Source organism: Leptotrichia sp. oral taxon 215 str. W9775, from assembly GCF_000469505.1.
Lineage (GTDB): Bacteria > Fusobacteriota > Fusobacteriia > Fusobacteriales > Leptotrichiaceae > Leptotrichia_A.
Genome location: NZ_KI272842.1, coordinates 22,113 through 39,811 on the forward strand (window position 1 = coordinate 22,113; position 17,699 = coordinate 39,811).

General features: G+C 33.3%; 11 protein-coding genes. 9 read left to right on the forward strand and 2 right to left on the reverse strand.

What is annotated here, in order from left to right:
* The 7 genes from HMPREF1984_RS05370 to HMPREF1984_RS05400 all read left to right on the forward strand — a co-directional run bounded on the left by HMPREF1984_RS05370 (nucleotide 1) and on the right by HMPREF1984_RS05400 (nucleotide 10,065).
* Nucleotides 1-1,449: a TrkH family potassium uptake protein gene (locus HMPREF1984_RS05370; RefSeq protein ID WP_021766907.1), complete on the forward strand. Its 1,449-nt coding sequence runs from the start codon at nucleotides 1-3 to the stop codon at nucleotides 1,447-1,449.
* Nucleotides 1,450-1,783: 334 nt separating this feature from the next.
* On the forward strand, nucleotides 1,784-2,941 hold the full coding sequence (locus HMPREF1984_RS05375) for a galactokinase (RefSeq protein WP_021766908.1): 1,158 nt from the start codon (nucleotides 1,784-1,786) through the stop codon (nucleotides 2,939-2,941).
* A gap of 15 nt (nucleotides 2,942-2,956) precedes the next feature.
* Nucleotides 2,957-4,024: an aldose epimerase family protein gene (locus tag HMPREF1984_RS05380; RefSeq protein ID WP_021766909.1), complete on the forward strand. Its 1,068-nt coding sequence runs from the start codon at nucleotides 2,957-2,959 to the stop codon at nucleotides 4,022-4,024.
* 56 nt (nucleotides 4,025-4,080) lie between these two features.
* The gene (gene galT / locus HMPREF1984_RS05385) at nucleotides 4,081-5,664 is read left to right on the forward strand and encodes a UDP-glucose--hexose-1-phosphate uridylyltransferase (RefSeq protein WP_036099905.1); all 1,584 of its coding nucleotides are present in this window, start codon (nucleotides 4,081-4,083) and stop codon (nucleotides 5,662-5,664) included.
* Nucleotides 5,665-5,928: 264 nt separating this feature from the next.
* Nucleotides 5,929-6,525 carry a helix-turn-helix transcriptional regulator gene (locus tag HMPREF1984_RS05390; protein WP_036099916.1) on the forward strand — a complete coding sequence of 199 codons (597 nt, stop codon included), beginning with the start codon at nucleotides 5,929-5,931 and terminating at the stop codon, nucleotides 6,523-6,525.
* Between the two features lie 12 nt (nucleotides 6,526-6,537).
* Nucleotides 6,538-9,093: a pyruvate, phosphate dikinase gene (gene ppdK / locus HMPREF1984_RS05395; RefSeq protein WP_021766912.1), complete on the forward strand. Its 2,556-nt coding sequence runs from the start codon at nucleotides 6,538-6,540 to the stop codon at nucleotides 9,091-9,093.
* Nucleotides 9,094-9,249: 156 nt separating this feature from the next.
* Nucleotides 9,250-10,065 carry a hypothetical protein gene (locus HMPREF1984_RS05400; protein ID WP_021766913.1) on the forward strand — a complete coding sequence of 272 codons (816 nt, stop codon included), beginning with the start codon at nucleotides 9,250-9,252 and terminating at the stop codon, nucleotides 10,063-10,065.
* 165 nt (nucleotides 10,066-10,230) lie between these two features.
* Here HMPREF1984_RS05400 and rpmB read toward each other — a convergent pair whose 3' ends face one another.
* Together rpmB and ppc are read right to left on the reverse strand one after the other, a co-directional pair.
* Nucleotides 10,231-10,494 carry a 50S ribosomal protein L28 gene (gene rpmB / locus HMPREF1984_RS05405; protein ID WP_021766914.1) on the reverse strand — a complete coding sequence of 88 codons (264 nt, stop codon included), beginning with the start codon at nucleotides 10,492-10,494 and terminating at the stop codon, nucleotides 10,231-10,233.
* A 79-nt stretch (nucleotides 10,495-10,573) separates the two neighbouring features.
* Nucleotides 10,574-13,372: a phosphoenolpyruvate carboxylase gene (gene ppc / locus HMPREF1984_RS05410; RefSeq protein ID WP_021766915.1), complete on the reverse strand. Its 2,799-nt coding sequence runs from the start codon at nucleotides 13,370-13,372 to the stop codon at nucleotides 10,574-10,576.
* Between the two features lie 427 nt (nucleotides 13,373-13,799).
* On the opposite strand from ppc, the gene HMPREF1984_RS05415 reads away from it, so the two are divergent.
* Both HMPREF1984_RS05415 and cysS read left to right on the forward strand, forming a co-directional pair.
* On the forward strand, nucleotides 13,800-16,139 hold the full coding sequence (locus tag HMPREF1984_RS05415; RefSeq protein WP_036099947.1) for an endonuclease MutS2: 2,340 nt from the start codon (nucleotides 13,800-13,802) through the stop codon (nucleotides 16,137-16,139).
* A 64-nt stretch (nucleotides 16,140-16,203) separates the two neighbouring features.
* Nucleotides 16,204-17,691 carry a cysteine--tRNA ligase gene (cysS, locus tag HMPREF1984_RS05420; RefSeq protein WP_036099918.1) on the forward strand — a complete coding sequence of 496 codons (1,488 nt, stop codon included), beginning with the start codon at nucleotides 16,204-16,206 and terminating at the stop codon, nucleotides 17,689-17,691.
* The last annotated feature ends 8 nt before the right edge of the window (nucleotides 17,692-17,699 follow it).

Genomic DNA, 17,699 nt, shown 5'->3' on the forward strand with positions numbered 1-17,699 from the left:
ATGAATAAAAGAATGATAGGTTTTGTAATCGGAAGACTTCTTCTACTGGAAGCAATGTTAATGGTACTTCCTTTAGGAGTAAGTTTTATTTATGGAGAATCATTGAAGTATAAAGGAGCTTACTTTGGTGTAATAATGCTGCTTATAGCCATGGGTCTGGCACTGTCCTTTAAAAGTCCTGAAAATATGTCAATACAGGGAAGAGAAGGATTTGTAATAGTTGCACTTTCATGGATACTTATGTCGGCATTTGGAGCATTGCCATTTGTTATAACAAAGGAAATTCCTTCCTTTATAGATGCGTTTTTTGAAACAGTTAGCGGATTTACCACAACAGGATCCAGTATTATACCAGATTTGAGTGTAATAAGCCGTTCGAATTTATTCTGGAGAAGTTTTACCCACCTTGTGGGAGGTATGGGAGTACTTGTACTTGTACTGGCAATATTTCCAAAACATTCGCCCGGATCAGTTCATGTAATGAAGGCGGAAGTGCCGGGTCCAACATTTGGAAAACTTGTTTCAAAATTGTCTGCTACGGCGAGAGTTCTTTATAAAATTTATCTTGTAATGACAGGAATAATGATTGTACTTCTTATGCTTGGTGGACTTGACTGGTTTGAATCTTCACTTCTTGCTTTTGGAACAGCAGGGACAGGAGGATTTGGAGCAAGAAATGGAAGTATACTCCCTTATAACAGTGCATATGTTGATATAGTTCTTGCTGTTGGAATGCTTGTCTTTGGAGTGAATTTCAATATATATTATTTCATACTTATAGGAAAAGTGAAGGAAGCGTTAAGCAATGAGGAATTGAAGTACTACCTTATAATAGTAGGGGCTGCAGTGGCACTTATATTTATAAATATAAGCTCAACCTATAAATCAATGGGACATGCATTAAGGGATATATTTTTTACAGTTTCATCTGTAATTACAACAACAGGTTTCTCAACGGCTGATTTTGGAAAATGGCCGGTATTTTCACAGACTGTACTTCTTCTGCTTATGTTTTTTGGAGCGTGTGCCGGATCAACAGCAGGAGGACTTAAAATTTCCAGGGTCATAATGATGGCTAAAATGTTTGTTGCAGAAATAAAGCAGATGATAAGTCCTAACAGAGTAGTTTCCATAAAATATGAGCATAAACCACTTGATTCAAAGGTAAAAAAGGGCGTTGCAAACTATTTTATCGTATACATTGGAATATTTACGGTACTTCTTCTAGTAGTTTCAATGACAACAGATGATTTTCTGACAGCTTTCAGTGCAGTCGCGGCAACATTTAATAATATAGGTCCGGGACTTGGAAAAGTTGGGCCTGCATTTAGTTTTGCCGACATGACGGATGTGTCAAAAATATTCTTAAGCTTTGGAATGCTTGCAGGAAGGCTTGAACTGTTCCCTATGCTTATACTGTTTGCACCGGAAACATGGAAAATAAAATAATTATAAATATCTTAAGAGACTATCTGAACTGTATTCAAAATCTTAGAAATAAGATTGGATGCAGTATACGGATGGTCTTTTTTTATGAATTCTATTAAATGAAGAAATATAATTTCTATATATTATGAATATAAAGTAAAAAAAGTATTGCTATAAAAGTGTTGATAAAACTAAGGATTAATATATCTTTTTTAAAAAAGTGAAAAAAGGCCATAAAAAAAAATAAACTTTTTTAACCAAAGTAAAAAAAGTTGGGTATACTTGTATTAATATAAATAGGCGAGGTATGTAAATACTTGTAGAAGAATGATAGAAAATTTAGGAGGAGAAGGGAATGAAGGATTTAAAGGAAAAATTCTTAAAGTTATTTGGAATCAAGCATGAAAAGGAATTCTTTTCACCTGGAAGGGTAAACTTAATAGGAGAACATACAGACTACAATGGCGGTAATGTATTTCCATGTGCGATAGATAAAGGAACTTATGCTTTAGTGAAAAAAAGAGATGACAATAGATTCAGAATGTATTCGGAAAATTTTGCTGAATTAGGAATAATGGAATTTACTTTGGATAAACTGGAAAATGAAAAGGAACATGACTGGGCAAATTATCCTAAAGGAGTAATTAAGATGTTCATTGACGCTGGTCAGAAAATAGACAGCGGATTTGATATTGTTTTTTATGGAAATATTCCAAATGGAGCCGGACTTTCTTCATCGGCATCAATAGAAATCCTGACAGCGGTAGTTTTAAAGGATCTTTTCAATCTTGATATTGACATGATAGAAATGGTTAAGCTCGGTCAGAAGACAGAAAACCTGTTCATAGGAGTAAACTCTGGAATAATGGATCAGTTTGCAGTGGGAATGGGGAAAAAAGATCATGCCATTCTTCTTGACTGTAATACATTAAAATATGAGTATGTTCCTGTAGTACTGAAGGATGAAGTGATAGTCATATCAAATACAAATAAGAGAAGAGGACTTGCAGATTCTAAATACAACGAAAGAAGAAGCGAATGTGAAAAAGCTTTGGAAGAACTTCAATCAAAGCTTGACATAAAAGCGTTGGGAGAACTTTCCGCTGAAGAATTTGAAGCAAATAAGGAACTTATTTCAAATGAAATAAATAGAAAAAGGGCAAAACATGCAGTTTATGAAAACCAGAGAACATTAAAGGCTCAGAAGGAGCTTTCAGAAGGTAATCTGGAAGAATTCGGAAAACTTATGAACCAGTCACATGAATCCTTAAGGGATGACTATGAAGTGACAGGAGTGGAACTTGACACATTAGTGGAACTTGCATGGAAACAGGAAGGTGTAGTAGGATCAAGAATGACAGGTGCAGGATTTGGTGGATGTACTGTAAGTATTGTGAAAAAAGATAAAGTTGATGATTTTGTAAAAAATGTTGGAGAAAAATATAAAGATAGAATAGGTTATGATGCTGATTTTTATATAGTTGAAGTCAGTGAAGGAGCAGGAAAACTATAAAAGGGAGTTGTAACCATGATCAATGTAGAGAAAAGCCTTTTTGGAAAATATGAAGGACAGGATGTATATAAATATGAATTGAAAAATTCCAACGGATTTCAGGTAAATATTCTAAATTTTGGAGGAATAATTACTGAAATATTTGTAAAAAATAGGGAAGGGCAGTTTAAGAACGTAGTGCTTGGATATGAGAATTTTGAGGATTATGTGGGAAATGGCGCATATCCTGGTTCAATTATAGGAAGAACTGCCGGCAGGATAGGAAATGGAATTTTTTCAATTGACGGAATAATTTATGATTTAAATAAAAATAATGGGAAAAATTCATTACATGGTGGAAATAAAGGACTGAATACTAAGATTTTCAATGTCAGGGAACTGGGAAATGGAATAGAACTTTCATATAAGAGCCCTCACATGGAAGAAGGGTATCCGGGAAATGTGGATTTTGAAATATGTTACCTCATAAATGAAAGCAATCACCTGACAATTGAATATAAGGCAGTTTCAGACAGAAAAACCTATATAAACTTAACAAATCATACATATTTTAATCTGTCGGGAGATATGGAAAAAAATGGAGATGAACAGGTTCTTAAGATAGATGCAGATGAAGTATGCGAGATTTCAGAAAATATGATTCCAACAGGGGAATTTATAGATGTTACAGATACTGTATTTGACCTGAGAAATGGAAAGGTTATAGCAGACGGTATAAAGGAGAAACATCATCAATTTGATATAACAAGGGCCTACGATCATCCTTTTGTACTAAACAGAATTGGAGTGAGGGGAGAACCTGAAATTGTCCTATATTCAGAATACAGTGGAATAGAAATGGAAGTCTGCACAACAGAAAGGGTGGCAGTTGTCTATACTGGAAATTATCTGGATGATGTTCCTGTTTTTGACAGCGGATACAATAAAATAATCAAAAAGGAAAAGAATGACAGATATCTTGGAGTGGCAATAGAAACACAGGACTTTCCAAATGGAATTAATGAAAGAAAATTTAAAGTAAAATTACTTGAAAAGGATAAGGAATATATCCAGAAGACAATATTCAAGTTTAATGTAAGATAAAAATATTTAATAAATAAAGCACAATATTTGATAAAAAGATGCAGGGAAGTGATCAGATGGATATATTTTTTGAAGTTGAAAAACTTATTGAATATTCAATAAAAAATGGACTGGTGGAAAGGGAAGATAAACTTCTTGTAACTAATCTTGTACTGGAATGTCTGGAACTGGACACATACAAGGATTTTTCACCATCTGAAGAAGAAAATATAAGAAAAGAGATAGAAAATGCAGTTTATCCTTCGGAGATTCTTGATAATATTGTAGACTGGGCTGCAGAAAATGGAAAAATGAAGGGAACAACAGCTACTTTTAAGGATTTACTGAATTCAAAGATAATGGGACAGATAGTTCCTAGAACATCACAGGTAAGACGTGAATTCTGGAATGAATATGAAAATAATGGAATTGATAAGTCAACAGAATATTTTTATGGACTGTCTAAAAAAAGTAACTATATAAGAACAGACAGGATAGCAAAAAATATACAATGGAATTATGAAAATAATTATGGAAGCCTTGAAATAACAATAAATCTTTCAAAACCTGAAAAAGATCCAAAGGAAATTGCAATGCAGAAAAATATCGTATCAACAAATTATCCTAAATGTCTTTTATGTAAGGAAAATGAAGGATATATGGGAAGGATAAATCATCCGGGAAGACAGAACCACAGAACGATAAAAATGAATTTGACTAATGAAGAATGGTATTTTCAGTACTCCCCTTATATATATTATAACGAGCATTGCATAGTGTTTTCGGGAGAACATCGGCCAATGAAAATAGACAGGGCAGGATTTGAAAGACTGTTTCAGTTTGTTGAGAAGTTCCCCCACTATTTTATAGGTTCAAATGCAGATTTACCAATAGTTGGAGGCTCTATTCTTTCACATGACCATTTTCAGGGCGGAAGACATGTATTCCCAATGGAAACTGCCAAAATAAAAGAAAAAATAGAATTTAAAGGTTATGAAGATGTGGAAGCAGGAATTGTGAACTGGCCTATGTCAGTAATAAGAATAAGAGGTGAGAAAGACAGGCTTGTAGAGCTTTCAGAAAAAATTCTTAATAAATGGATAGACTATGATGCGGAAAAACTTGATATATATTCACATACAAAAGGGGAAAGACATAATACTGTAACGCCGATAGCAAGATTTAAAAAAGGAAAATATGAAATGGATCTTGTTTTAAGGAATAATCTTACAAACAGTGTTCATCCTCTGGGAATATTTCATCCACATGAAGAGCACCATAATATAAAAAAGGAAAACATAGGACTTATTGAAGTAATGGGACTTGCAGTTCTTCCGGGAAGACTGAAGGAAGAAATGTCTGAAATAAGAAATTTGCTGGAGAAGGTTAGGGAAACTCAGGAATTTAAGGAAACAGGAAGCTATGAAAAATGTTATGGTGAAATGGAGAATAATGAACAACTGAAAAAACATGTAAAGTGGCTAAAATACTATCTGGAAACACATAAACTGAAACAGCTTGCAGAAAGTGATATAGAGTTATTCATAAAAAGTGCCATAGGAGAGACTTTCTCTAGGGTTCTGGAAGATTGTGGAGTATTTAAGAATAACGAGGATGGAGAAAAAGGATTTAGAAAGTTCATAAACAAAGTAAATGAATAATAGGAAATAAGTGTACAGGAAATAAATTTATTTTCCAAAACAGTTTCATAAAATTTAAAACAGCCGTTAATTAGGAAAAAATTATAAAAAACTGAAATATATACTGCCAAAAAATTTTTAAAAAAACAGTTTTCCTAAAAATAACAGGCTGTTTTTAATATTGTATTTTCAAATATTGTACATTAGTTAAGAATATTTTCTTGATTATTTTTATTTTAAATGTTATATATAAAGAAAATGAACATTAATTCAAGGAGAATAAAAATGTTGCTGACAAAAAGACAAAATGAAATATTAATGATGATTAAGGAAAAATCACCAATTTCCGGAGATGAAATAGCAAGAAACCTTTCAGTTACAAAGTCTGCACTGAGAACTGATTTTTCAATATTGACAGGTCTGAAATTAATAACTTCAAAGCCAAATAAAGGATATATTTACAATGGATGTACAGCAAATGTAGTGAAAAATCATATGAGTCCACAAAATTCAATTGACATAAAAACAAGTGTATATGATGCAGTTATCCACCTTTTCAACTATGATCTGGGAACTCTGATTGTAGTTGAAAATGGTAAACTTGTAGGAATTATATCAAGGAAGGATCTGCTGAAATCAGCCCTACATGGGAAAAATATGGAGAAAATTCCTGTCAGCATGATTATGACAAGAATGCCGAACATAGTGTACTGCTTTGAAAATGACACCGTACTCGATGCAATAGAAAAAATTATTAAACATGAAATTGATTCACTGCCTGTATTAAGAAAAGAAAATGGGAAACTAATTCTTGTTGGCAGATTTACAAAAACCAATGCTATAAAATTGTATTATCAGGAACTTAAAAATAAAAATATTTAGGAGGAAAGAGCAATGAAGCAGGTTTACGAGTTTAAAGAAGGTGGAAAAGAAATGATTCCAATACTGGGAGGAAAAGGGGGAAATCTTTCTGAAATGGTGAAGATAGGTCTTCCTATACCTTATGGAATTATAGTTTCCACAACAGCATGCAATCAGTTTTTTAAAGACGGTAAAGAACTTTCCGAATCGTTGAAGGAAGAAATTTTGAAAAATATTCAAATTTTGGAAAGTACAACAGGTAAAAAAATTCAGTCTGACAATCCTCTATTAGTATCAGTAAGATCAGGTGCTCCAATTTCAATGCCGGGAATGATGGACACAATACTGAATGTAGGATTTAATGATGATGTTGCACAGAAAATGCTTGATATAACAGGAGACGAAGATTTTGTGTATTCTTCCTATCTGAGATTTGTTCAGATGTTTTCTGAAATAACTGAAGGAATTGAAAGAAAAAGATTTATGGAACTGAAATCTGACAACTATAAGGATCAGATAAAAGAAGGAAAACAGATATATAAAGATGAATGTGGAAAAGAATTTCCTGAAAAATTTGAAGACCAGATATTCCGTGCAGTAAAAGCTATCTTTAACTCGTGGAATAATGACAGGGCAATATTATACAGAAAACTTAATAATATTGATAATAATATGGGGACAGCTGTTATCATTCAGGAAATGGTATTTGGAAACCTTAATGAAAAATCAGGAACAGGAGTACTGTTTACAAGAAATCCTTCCACAGGAAAAGATGAAATTTTTGGAGAAGTTCTTTTAAATGCACAGGGAGAAGATATTGTTGCAGGAATAAGAACTCCTGATGATATAAACCTTTTAAAAACAACTATGCCTATCATATACGATGAACTTGTAAAAACAACAAAAAAACTTGAAAAACATAATAAAGACATGCAGGATATTGAATTTACAATTGAAAATTCCAAACTGTTTATTTTACAGACAAGAAATGGAAAAAGAACGCCGGAAGCTTCCCTGAAAATTGCAATGGATATGGTAAAGGAAAATATTCTGACTAAGGAAGAAGCTATTCTTAAGGTTGAACCTTCTTCAATAAACAAGCTTTTAAATGGAGATTTTGATGAAAAGTTCCTGAAGGAAGCGACTTTCCTGACAAAAGGGCTTGCAGCATCATCCGGAGTGGCTGTTGGTCGTATAATGTTTGATTCAAAGAAAGTAAAAATAAGGGAAAAAACAATACTTGTAAGGGAAGAAACTTCGCCTGAAGACCTTCAGGGAATGACTCTTGCCCAAGGAATAGTTACGCTAAAAGGTGGAGCAACTTCACATGGTGCGGTAGTTGCCAGAGGAATGGGGAAATGCTGTGTAACAGGATGTTCAGAAATAAAAATTGATGAAATAAAAAGAACCATGACAGTAGGGGAATATGTACTGAAGGAAGGGGATTTCATATCTGTCAGCGGACATACCGGGGAAATATTCTTAGGAAAAATACCTTTAAAGGAAAACAGTTTTTCAGATGAACTGAAGGAATTTATATCATGGGCGGCAGATGTAAAGAGAATGGAAGTAAGAATGAATGCCGACACGCCTGAAGATGCAAAACAGGGAAAATCCTTCGGAGCTGCAGGAATTGGATTATGCAGAACAGAGCACATGTTCTTTAAGCATGATAAAATATGGGCAATAAGAGATTTTATACTAAGTGACAGAGGAGAAGAAAAGAAAAAATCACTTAAAAAATTATTTGAACTTCAGAAGAAGGATTTCCTTGAAATACTTGAAATACTTGACGGAAGTGAAGTAAATGTAAGACTGCTTGACCCGCCTGTACATGAATTCCTTCCAAAAACAAAGGAAGACAGGGAAAAAATGGCAGAAATTCTTGGAAAGCCTGTGGAAGAAATTGAAATAAGAATACGTAAATTAAAAGATGAAAATCCAATGTTAGGTCATAGAGGATGCCGTCTGGGAGTAAGTTATCCAGAACTTTACAGAATGCAGGGGAAAGCAATAATGGAAGCTGCTTATGAATGTTCAAAAAAAGGAATAAAAGTTCATCCTGAAATAATGATACCATTTATAATGGAAGCAAAGGAACTTGCTTACCTGAAAAAGGAAATAGAAGAAGAAATTGAAATTCTGTTTGAAGAAATAGGAGAAAGAGTGGAATATAAGCTTGGAACAATGATAGAAATACCAAGAGCCTGCCTGCTTGCTGATGAAATAGCGGAACACGCGGATTTCTTCTCATTCGGTACAAATGACCTGACTCAAATGTCAATGGGACTTTCAAGGGATGATTCAGTGAAATTCCTGGATGATTACAGGGAAAAAGGAATATGGGAAGGAGAGCCTTTCTATTCCATAGATACAAAATCTGTAACTAAACTTGTTAAAATTGCACTGGACAATGCAAAACCTGTTAAACCTGATTTAAAAATAGGAGTATGCGGTGAACATGGAGGAGATCCAAAAAGTATAGAATTTTTTGAAAATAACAACTTTGATTATATAAGTTGTTCACCATTTAGAATACCTACCGCAATACTTGCCGCGGCGCAGGCTTATTTGAGAAAAGAAAAATAATAAAACAGCTGTTATAATTTTACTTGACTGAATGGACTGTATGTATTAAAATAACAATATATATTTTTCATATATTGAAATTTTTTACATGCAGTTTCTTTAATTTATGTATAAAATTATAAAAAAAGCAATATAAATTTACTTTAGGAGGTATTAATGGGTAACAATGTGAACATCGACAAATCAAGAGTAAAAAAGGTCATCGAGCCTAGTTTTGACAAAAAGTACAGTGGTGTAATTCTTCCGGTAGTCTTTTTTATTGTGCTGGCTCCACTTATATGGATGACAGTGACAACTCTTTTTGATGCTGAAAATACAAGGGCAAATAAGCCGGCATTAGTTATATTACTGTTAGGAATTATAGCATTTCTGGTGGGAATAAGTTTTTTAGGAAGATGGATTACTAAAAAAATTATAAAAGTGTACCTTTATGACAAGGGATTTCAAACAAATAAAGACAGTCAGGAAGTTTATTATAAGGATCTTACATATTTCTATCTTCCTGGTATGAAGTCAAATACTTTTTCAGCAATTCTGTACGGAAATAAAGATGGCCAGTGGAGTTTTATTCCTGGAGCACCATTTAAAAAGAATGCTTTTTATATATGGCAGGATGACTATATTAAAAATGTATTTCCTGATGCTATTTCCAACATAGAAAATGGAGGAAAAGAAGAATTTTACTTAAGATCTGTAAAGGATCTTCAGAAAGATGCAATGCTGGGAGTAGGTAAGAAAAAAGTAAAACAAATAGGAGAGAGCCTTCCTAAACTTGAAAAAATAACTGTAACAAAGGATTATATTGCCTTTGCAGAAGAAATCTATAACTGGGAAAATTACAAAGTTGAAGTTACTCCGCTTGCTATAAAGATATCAGACCTTAGTGGGAACATAAGAGTAAATTATGGAAAATTTGCTGTGTCAAATCTTGATTTACTGTCAGTTCTAATTAATAGACTTAATAGAAACTAATTTTTTCATAATAAATCTTTTTAAAGCAAAAAAATAAGGAACTATCTGTGAAAAACAGATTTTGGTTCCTTATTTTTATTATAAAATTAATTTATCATTAATGAAAATAAATATAAAATGATATATAAATTTAAAATAAAAAAGTAAGTTTACTTTTTTATAAACTTACTTTACAGAAAACAGTGCTTTTGCTATTTTTGGACTTAAATTTTCTTTATTTTCCAATAATATTTTTTTAACCTGATCAACATTTTTTCCTTTTAATGTTTTCATAGCTTTAGTACAAACTCTTACCTTTAGTTCAGAACCATTAATGTTTAATGTCATAACTTGAAGGTTTGGTCTCCATATTCTTTTAGAAGATCTATGAGAGTGGCTCACTGTGTTTCCGTGTCCTGTACTTTTTCCGAAAACTTCACATCTTTGCATAAATGTTCCCTCCTTTACACATATCGAAATTTATTTTATCATATTTTCTAAATTATTACAAGTCTTTTTCATTCTTTTTCTATCCGCTGTTACGAAGTCCAGTTGCAAGTCCGTTTATAGAGATGTGGATAGCTTTTTTCAATTCATCAGATTCATCACCGTCTCTCAATCTTTTCAATAGTTCCACCTGAAGATAGTTCATTGAATCAAAGTAGGCAAGACGATTTTTAAGGCTGCTCGCAAGTTCAGGGTTGTCAGCCAGCAGAACATCGTTTCCGGTAATTTTTTTCAGAACATCTATAGTCAGTTCCCATTCTCTTACAATTTTTTCAAAAATTTCCTGAGCAGTTTTCTGGTCACTTGCAAGTTTTACATATTCTGAAGCAATTGTCATGTCGGATTTTGATAAAACCATGTCTACATTTGAAATAACCGATTTAAAGAAAGGCCATTCCTTGTACATATTCTGAAGAATCGAAAGATTGTCTTCATTATTTTGTATCCATTCTGTAAAGGCTGAACCGACACCATACCACCCTGGAAGCATTATACGGGCCTGTGACCATGAAAATACCCATGGTATGGCTCTTAAGCTTTCAAGTGACTGAGTCTTCTTACGTGAAGAAGGTCTCGAACCTATGTTTAATCCTGCAATGGCATTAATAGGTGTCACTTCAAAGAAAAAGTTTGAAAATCCTTCTGTATTGTAGACTAAATTACGGTAGACATCATAGCTTAAATCAGAAATTTTTGAAATAATATTTTCATATTTTTCCCAGTTTGCATCTTCTTCAGTTAAGGCAGTAGATTCCAGTGCGGCTGAAACCAGAGCTTCCAGATTTTTCAATCCCAAGTCAGGATTTCCATATTTTGCACCAATAACTTCCCCCTGTTCTGTAAGACGGATAGTTCCGGCTGTGCTTCCTTCCGGCTGTGCAAGAATAGCTTCGTAGCTTGGTCCTCCTCCACGGCCTACAGTTCCTCCTCTACCATGGAAGAATGAAATTTGAACATTGAATTTTTTACCTATTTTTGTAAGTTCTTTCTGTGCCTTATATAATGACCAGCTTGAACTTAGATATCCTCCGTCTTTGTTACTATCTGAATATCCAAGCATTACTTCCTGTTTTCTTCCTCTTTTTGCCATCCATTTTTCAACTAACGGCAATGAGAACCATTTTGTCAGTATTTCCGGTGCTGCTTCAAGATCTTCAACTGTTTCAAATAAAGGTACAATCTGAAGGTCGCAGAATTCGTTTCCTTCATTTCCTTTTGCGAGGTTAGCTTCCTTCAGTAAAATTGCTACTTCCAGCATGTCAGATACACTTGTTGCATGAGAAATAAGGTTCTTTTCAACAATTTTTTCTCCAAATCTTTTTCTTAATGACTTAACTTTTCTGAATATTGCAAGTTCTCCGGAAAGAAGTTCGCTTTGAGGTATTGTTTCATCACTCAAAATACGTGGATCGTGTTCCAGTTCCCTAAGCAGTACTTCACAACGTGCATCTTCAGAAAGACTTAAGTAGTCGCCTAAAATATTTGCACTTTTCAGAAGTTCGGCCACACAGACTTCGTGTACACCTGAATCCTGTCTCAAGTCAATTGTTGCAAGGTGGAATCCAAAAATTTTAGTTGCACTTATAAGATTCTGAAGACTTCCTTTTACTAAAAATCCGGCATTGTTCTTAACAAGCGAATCAGCTAATATTTCCAGATCCTTGGTAAATTCTTCAGAACAGCTGTAAGGATTGTCAATTACGTTCTTTCTTTTTGGTGGCAGTACTTCCGTATTTTCGCATAAATTGTATGCTGTAGCCAGAAGTCTGTCGTTTATTGCAGTCAACGCACGTCTATAAGGCTCGTTTACACGATGCGGAGAAACTTCTCCTGCCATTTCTGACAGTTTTTCCAGGTCTTCTGTTATATTTACCATAGTATTTGACATGGATAAATCACGATATATCAGTTCCACTTCATCCAAGTAATGAAGGAAAAGTCTAAGAGCCTGTGCCTGTGCCGATGTTTCAAGAGTATTTACGGTAACGTAAGGATTTCCATCACGATCTCCTCCAATCCACATTCCCATAGTAAGTGGAATTAGATTTTCTGCAGTTTCATTATCTTCTCCAAGTTTTTTAGAAATTTCCTGGAATTTATTTATTAAATTTGGAATTTCATTAAAGAAAGTTATATTATAATATCCAAGTACATTGCTTATTTCATCAACGACTCTTAATTTTGAAGTTCTTAACATGGAAGTCTGCCATAAAATCTGCACACCTCTGTTTAAATCATCAATCCACTGTGCTTCATCAATCTGGTGATTTTTTACGCTTTCATGTAAATCCAGGATATTTGTAATTTTTCTTATCATGTCAAGAATACTTTTTCTTTGAACCTGTGTAGGATGTGCTGTCAATACAGGGACAACATCTACACTTTTCATTGCATTTAATATTTTTTCGTTACTTATTCCTTTTTCCTTTAAGTTTTTCAGTGATTTTTCCAATGTACCTATCTGGATTTTATTGGAAAATTTTGCATTTCTATGCTGATGTGTCTGATACACATCTTCTGCAATATTCGCCAAAACTGAAAAGTGACTGAATCCTCTGATTACACGTAGGATTTCATGGTCGCTCAGCTGGCTGCAGAAAGTGGATAAATTTTTACGGCTTTCCTGATTTTTTGTTTTATAATACTGTATTGAAGCCTCTCTCAGACTTTCGGTAGCCTGATAAATATGTAATCCGGCATAATTAAAAATCGATTCCCCAAGAAGTGCCCCAAAAAGCCTGTTATGTTCAAGAAGTGTCTGCTGCTGTTCATCAAGCTTTACAGCGGGTAAGGGAGTAACAGGTAAATTTTTTAAATCCATGTATGATACCACCTTTTTATTTAATTTATATATGTTATTCAAATTTTGCAATCATATCCAAACGCTATAGATTATATCATAAAATGAGAGTTATTTAAATGAAAAAGTAATATAAGTTTTATATAGAGGTAATAAATAACATGAATATTATGCCAAAGAGAAAACAAATGGAAAATGTTAAAAAATAGGATATAATTTAATTGGAGTAATGGTTAATAATAATTTAAAAAGAATAAAGGTGAAATAATGAAGATTTTATTTATAATTTTTATTATCCTAATATTTAAAATCTTATTATTTGTAAAAGTCTGATTTCGTGTTATAATAATTCTGAATAACGTCAGAGTATATTCCCAGTTTGGAAAATATGGAAAATGTTATTTAAAACAAAAAATAAATGGAATTAGACAGAAAAGAAGGAAGAAAAATGGAAAAAAAATATGATGTACTGGAATTTTATAAAATAATAAATGAACTTATAAATCTATCAAAACTTGAAAAAACAAAGGAAAAATTTATAGATACGGATATCATTAAGGATAAGTCGACACTTGACAAGGAACTTATGCTGATGGCGGATCTGATTGATTTTTACAAATTTGACGACGGATTTGAGCTTACAGGACTGTCAAATATACAGAGATACATAAATTCAATTGAGCTGATAGGTTCATATCTGAATGCTGAAGACCTGGCAGATTTAAGGAAAAACCTGTCTGTATTCAGAATTTCCAAGAGCAGGGCAAAAAATGTAAGGGATAAATACAAAACAATATGGACACTCTTTACAGATGTTGAAGAAGTGAAGGAAATAGAGCAGTTTATAGGAGAGGCCATAAATGATGATGGAAATCTGAAGGATGATGCCTCAATCGGACTAAGGGATGTGAGAAGACAGAAACAGAATATAAATGCCAATATAAAAGAAAAATTTGATGACCTTATGAATAATAAGGAAACACAGAGGGCAATTCAGGAAAGAATAATTACTCAAAGAAATGACAGATATGTAATAGCTGTAAAAACAGATTTTAAAGGCCTTATAAAAGGAATAGAGCATGACAGGTCAGCAACTGGAAGTACAGTGTATATAGAACCTTTAAATGTTGTTTCCTTAAATAACAAGCTCAGGGAATATGAAGCACGTGAAAGGGAAGAAATAAGAAAAATACTGTTAAGGCTTACAGAACTCATAAGAACTAAGAAGGAAGAAATAATCAGGATTAAGGAAATTCTGGAAAGACTGGATTATTTGAATGCCAAGACAGTATATTCAATAAATAAGAAATGTACAGTGCCTAAAGTTATAAATAAGGAATACTTGAAACTTGTAGAGGCGAGACATCCTCTGATTGATGAGAATACAGTTGTTCCTATAAATTTTGAATTGGGGAACAGTGAAAATATAATGCTTATTACAGGACCGAATACAGGAGGAAAGACAGTTACTCTGAAGGTGGCAGGATTACTCACATTAATGGCATTATCAGGAATTCCGGTACCAGCAAATGAAAAAACAGAAATAGGACATTTTGGAAGTGTCCTTGCAGATATTGGAGATGAACAGAGCATAGAGCAGAACCTGTCTTCATTTTCAGGCCATGTGAAAAAAATAAAGGAAATAATGGAAGAGGCAAACAGCAGTTCCCTTGTGCTGATGGATGAGCTTGGAAGTGGTACTGATCCTATGGAAGGTGCAGCATTTGCAATGGCGATAATCGACTATCTGAACGGAAAGAATATAAAATCAATAATTACGACACACTACAGCGAAGTAAAGGCTTATGCCTTCAATACAACAGGCATAAAAAGTGCATCAATGGAATTTAATGTGGAAACGCTTTCGCCAACATACAGACTTCTTGAGGGGATTCCTGGAGAAAGTAATGCCCTTATAATAGCAGGAAAATATGGAATAAGTGAGCAGATAATAAATACAGCCAGAAGCTACATAAGCGAAGATAATCAGAAAGTGGAAGAAATGCTTAAATCCATCAAGGAAAAGAATGATGAGCTTGAAGTTCTGAAATTTGAACTGGAAAATACAAGAAGGGAATTTGAAGAACAGAAAAATTCTTATGAGCAGAAAATAACTCAGGTTGAAAATGAGAAAAATGAAGTTATAAAGAAGGCATATGAAGAAGCTGACAATTATCTGAAGGAAGTGCAGTCAAAGGCTAAAAACCTTATAGACAGAATAAGTCAGGACGAAGTGAAAAAGGAAGAGGCAAAAAATGCACAGAGAAGTCTGAATATGCTGAGGGAATCATTTATTGCAGATAAAAAGCAGAATGTAAAGGAAAGAAAAGTAGTTGCTAAAAATATCGATGTTCAGGAAGGGGAAGAAGTCCTTGTAAAAACATTGAACCAGAATGGAAAAGTTCTACGTATAATACCTGAGACAAACAGTGTTCAGGTACAGGCGGGAATATTGAAATTAGTTGTTTCCATGGATGATATTGTAAAAATTGAGAAGAAAAAAGTAAACAAATTTAGAAGCTTTGCTTCACTTAAATCAAGTCAGGTAAGAGGGGAAATAGACCTGAGAGGAAAGAATGCCGATGAGGCGATCGCAGACCTTGAAGTGTACCTTGACAGGGCAATGCTGACAGGGTATCACGAAGTGTATATTATTCATGGAAAAGGGACAATGGTTCTAAGAAAGAAAATTCAGGAATTTTTGAAAACTTCAAAATATGTGACAGAATTCAAGGATGCTAACCAGAATGAAGGTGGAATCGGCTGTACGGTGGCTACTTTGAAGTAGGAAATATTGAAACTTAAAAAAATGATTTAAAAAAACAAAAGGATTGTTCAAGGGAGATTAAAAAATGAGATTTTACAACACAATGTCAAATAAAATTGAAGAATTTGAAACAATAGAAAAAGGAAAAGTAAAAATGTATGTCTGCGGGCCTACAGTATACAACTACATTCATTTGGGAAATGCAAGACCTATTATTGTTTTTGATACATTGGCAAGATATTTTAAATATAGGGGCTATGATGTAACTTATATCCAGAATTTTACTGATGTGGATGACAAGATAATAAAAAGAGCAAATGAAGAGGGGATTTCTGTAAAGGAAGTGACAGAAAAATATATAAAAGGTTTTTTTGAAGATATAGAACCTCTGAATATATCAGATGATATAATACGGCCTAAAGTAACGGAAAACATGCCTGAAATAATAGAAATTATAAAGAAACTGATTGATGAAGGCTTTGCTTATGAGAAGGACGGAAATGTATTTTTTGAAGTAAAGAAATTTGAGGAATATGGGAGTCTGTCAAATCAGAAGATAGATGAACTGGAAATAGGTGCAAGAGTAGATATAATGGAGGAAAAAAATAATCCGCTTGACTTTGCATTGTGGAAAAGAAAAAAAGAAGGGGAGCCCTACTGGGAATCACCATGGGGACAGGGACGTCCGGGATGGCATATAGAATGCAGTGCAATGGCAAAAAAATATTTAGGTGATACATTTGACATTCATGGTGGTGGCCAAGATCTTGTTTTTCCTCATCATGAAAATGAAATAGCCCAGAGCAGATGTGCATATCATGGAAACTTTGCAAATTACTGGCTTCATAACGGGTTTATTCAGGTAAATGGAGATAAAATGTCGAAATCACTTGGAAACTTCTTTCTACTAAGGGAAATATTAGGAAAAATTCCTGGAAATGTGGTAAGATTATTTATATTGGGAACTCATTACAGAAAACCGATAAACTTTTCTATGGATAATATGGAAGATAGTAGAAAAACCCTGAAAAATATAGTAACTTCAATGAATAATTTTTCAGAAATAATTGAAAAGTTTTCAGGTAAAGGGTCTCATGAAGGGGAAGTTTCTGATAATACTGGAAATAATAGTACTAACGAATTTAAGGAAAAAGTAAATGAACTTGATAAAAAGTTTATGGAAGCAATGGATGAGGATATGAATACGCCACAGGCACTGGCAGTAATATTTGATCAGATTAAGGAAACGAAGAAATTTTCGGTGAATATTTTAAATGGAGAAGAAGCTGAAGCTTTGAATTATTCATATAATTCATTGAGAAAAAAACTGGAAGAAGTTTTAGGAATAATGCTATTTATGGAGGATGAAAATAAAAATTTTAAAAATAATGATAAATTGACTGGAAATTTGATTGAATTATTGATAAAATTAAGAGCAGATGCAAGAAAAGAAAAGAATTTTAAATTATCTGATGAAATAAGGGATAATCTGAAGGAATTAGGAATAGAAATACAGGATAATAAAGACGGTACAACAGGTTATACGATACAGTCAAATAATAACGAAATATAAAAACTAGG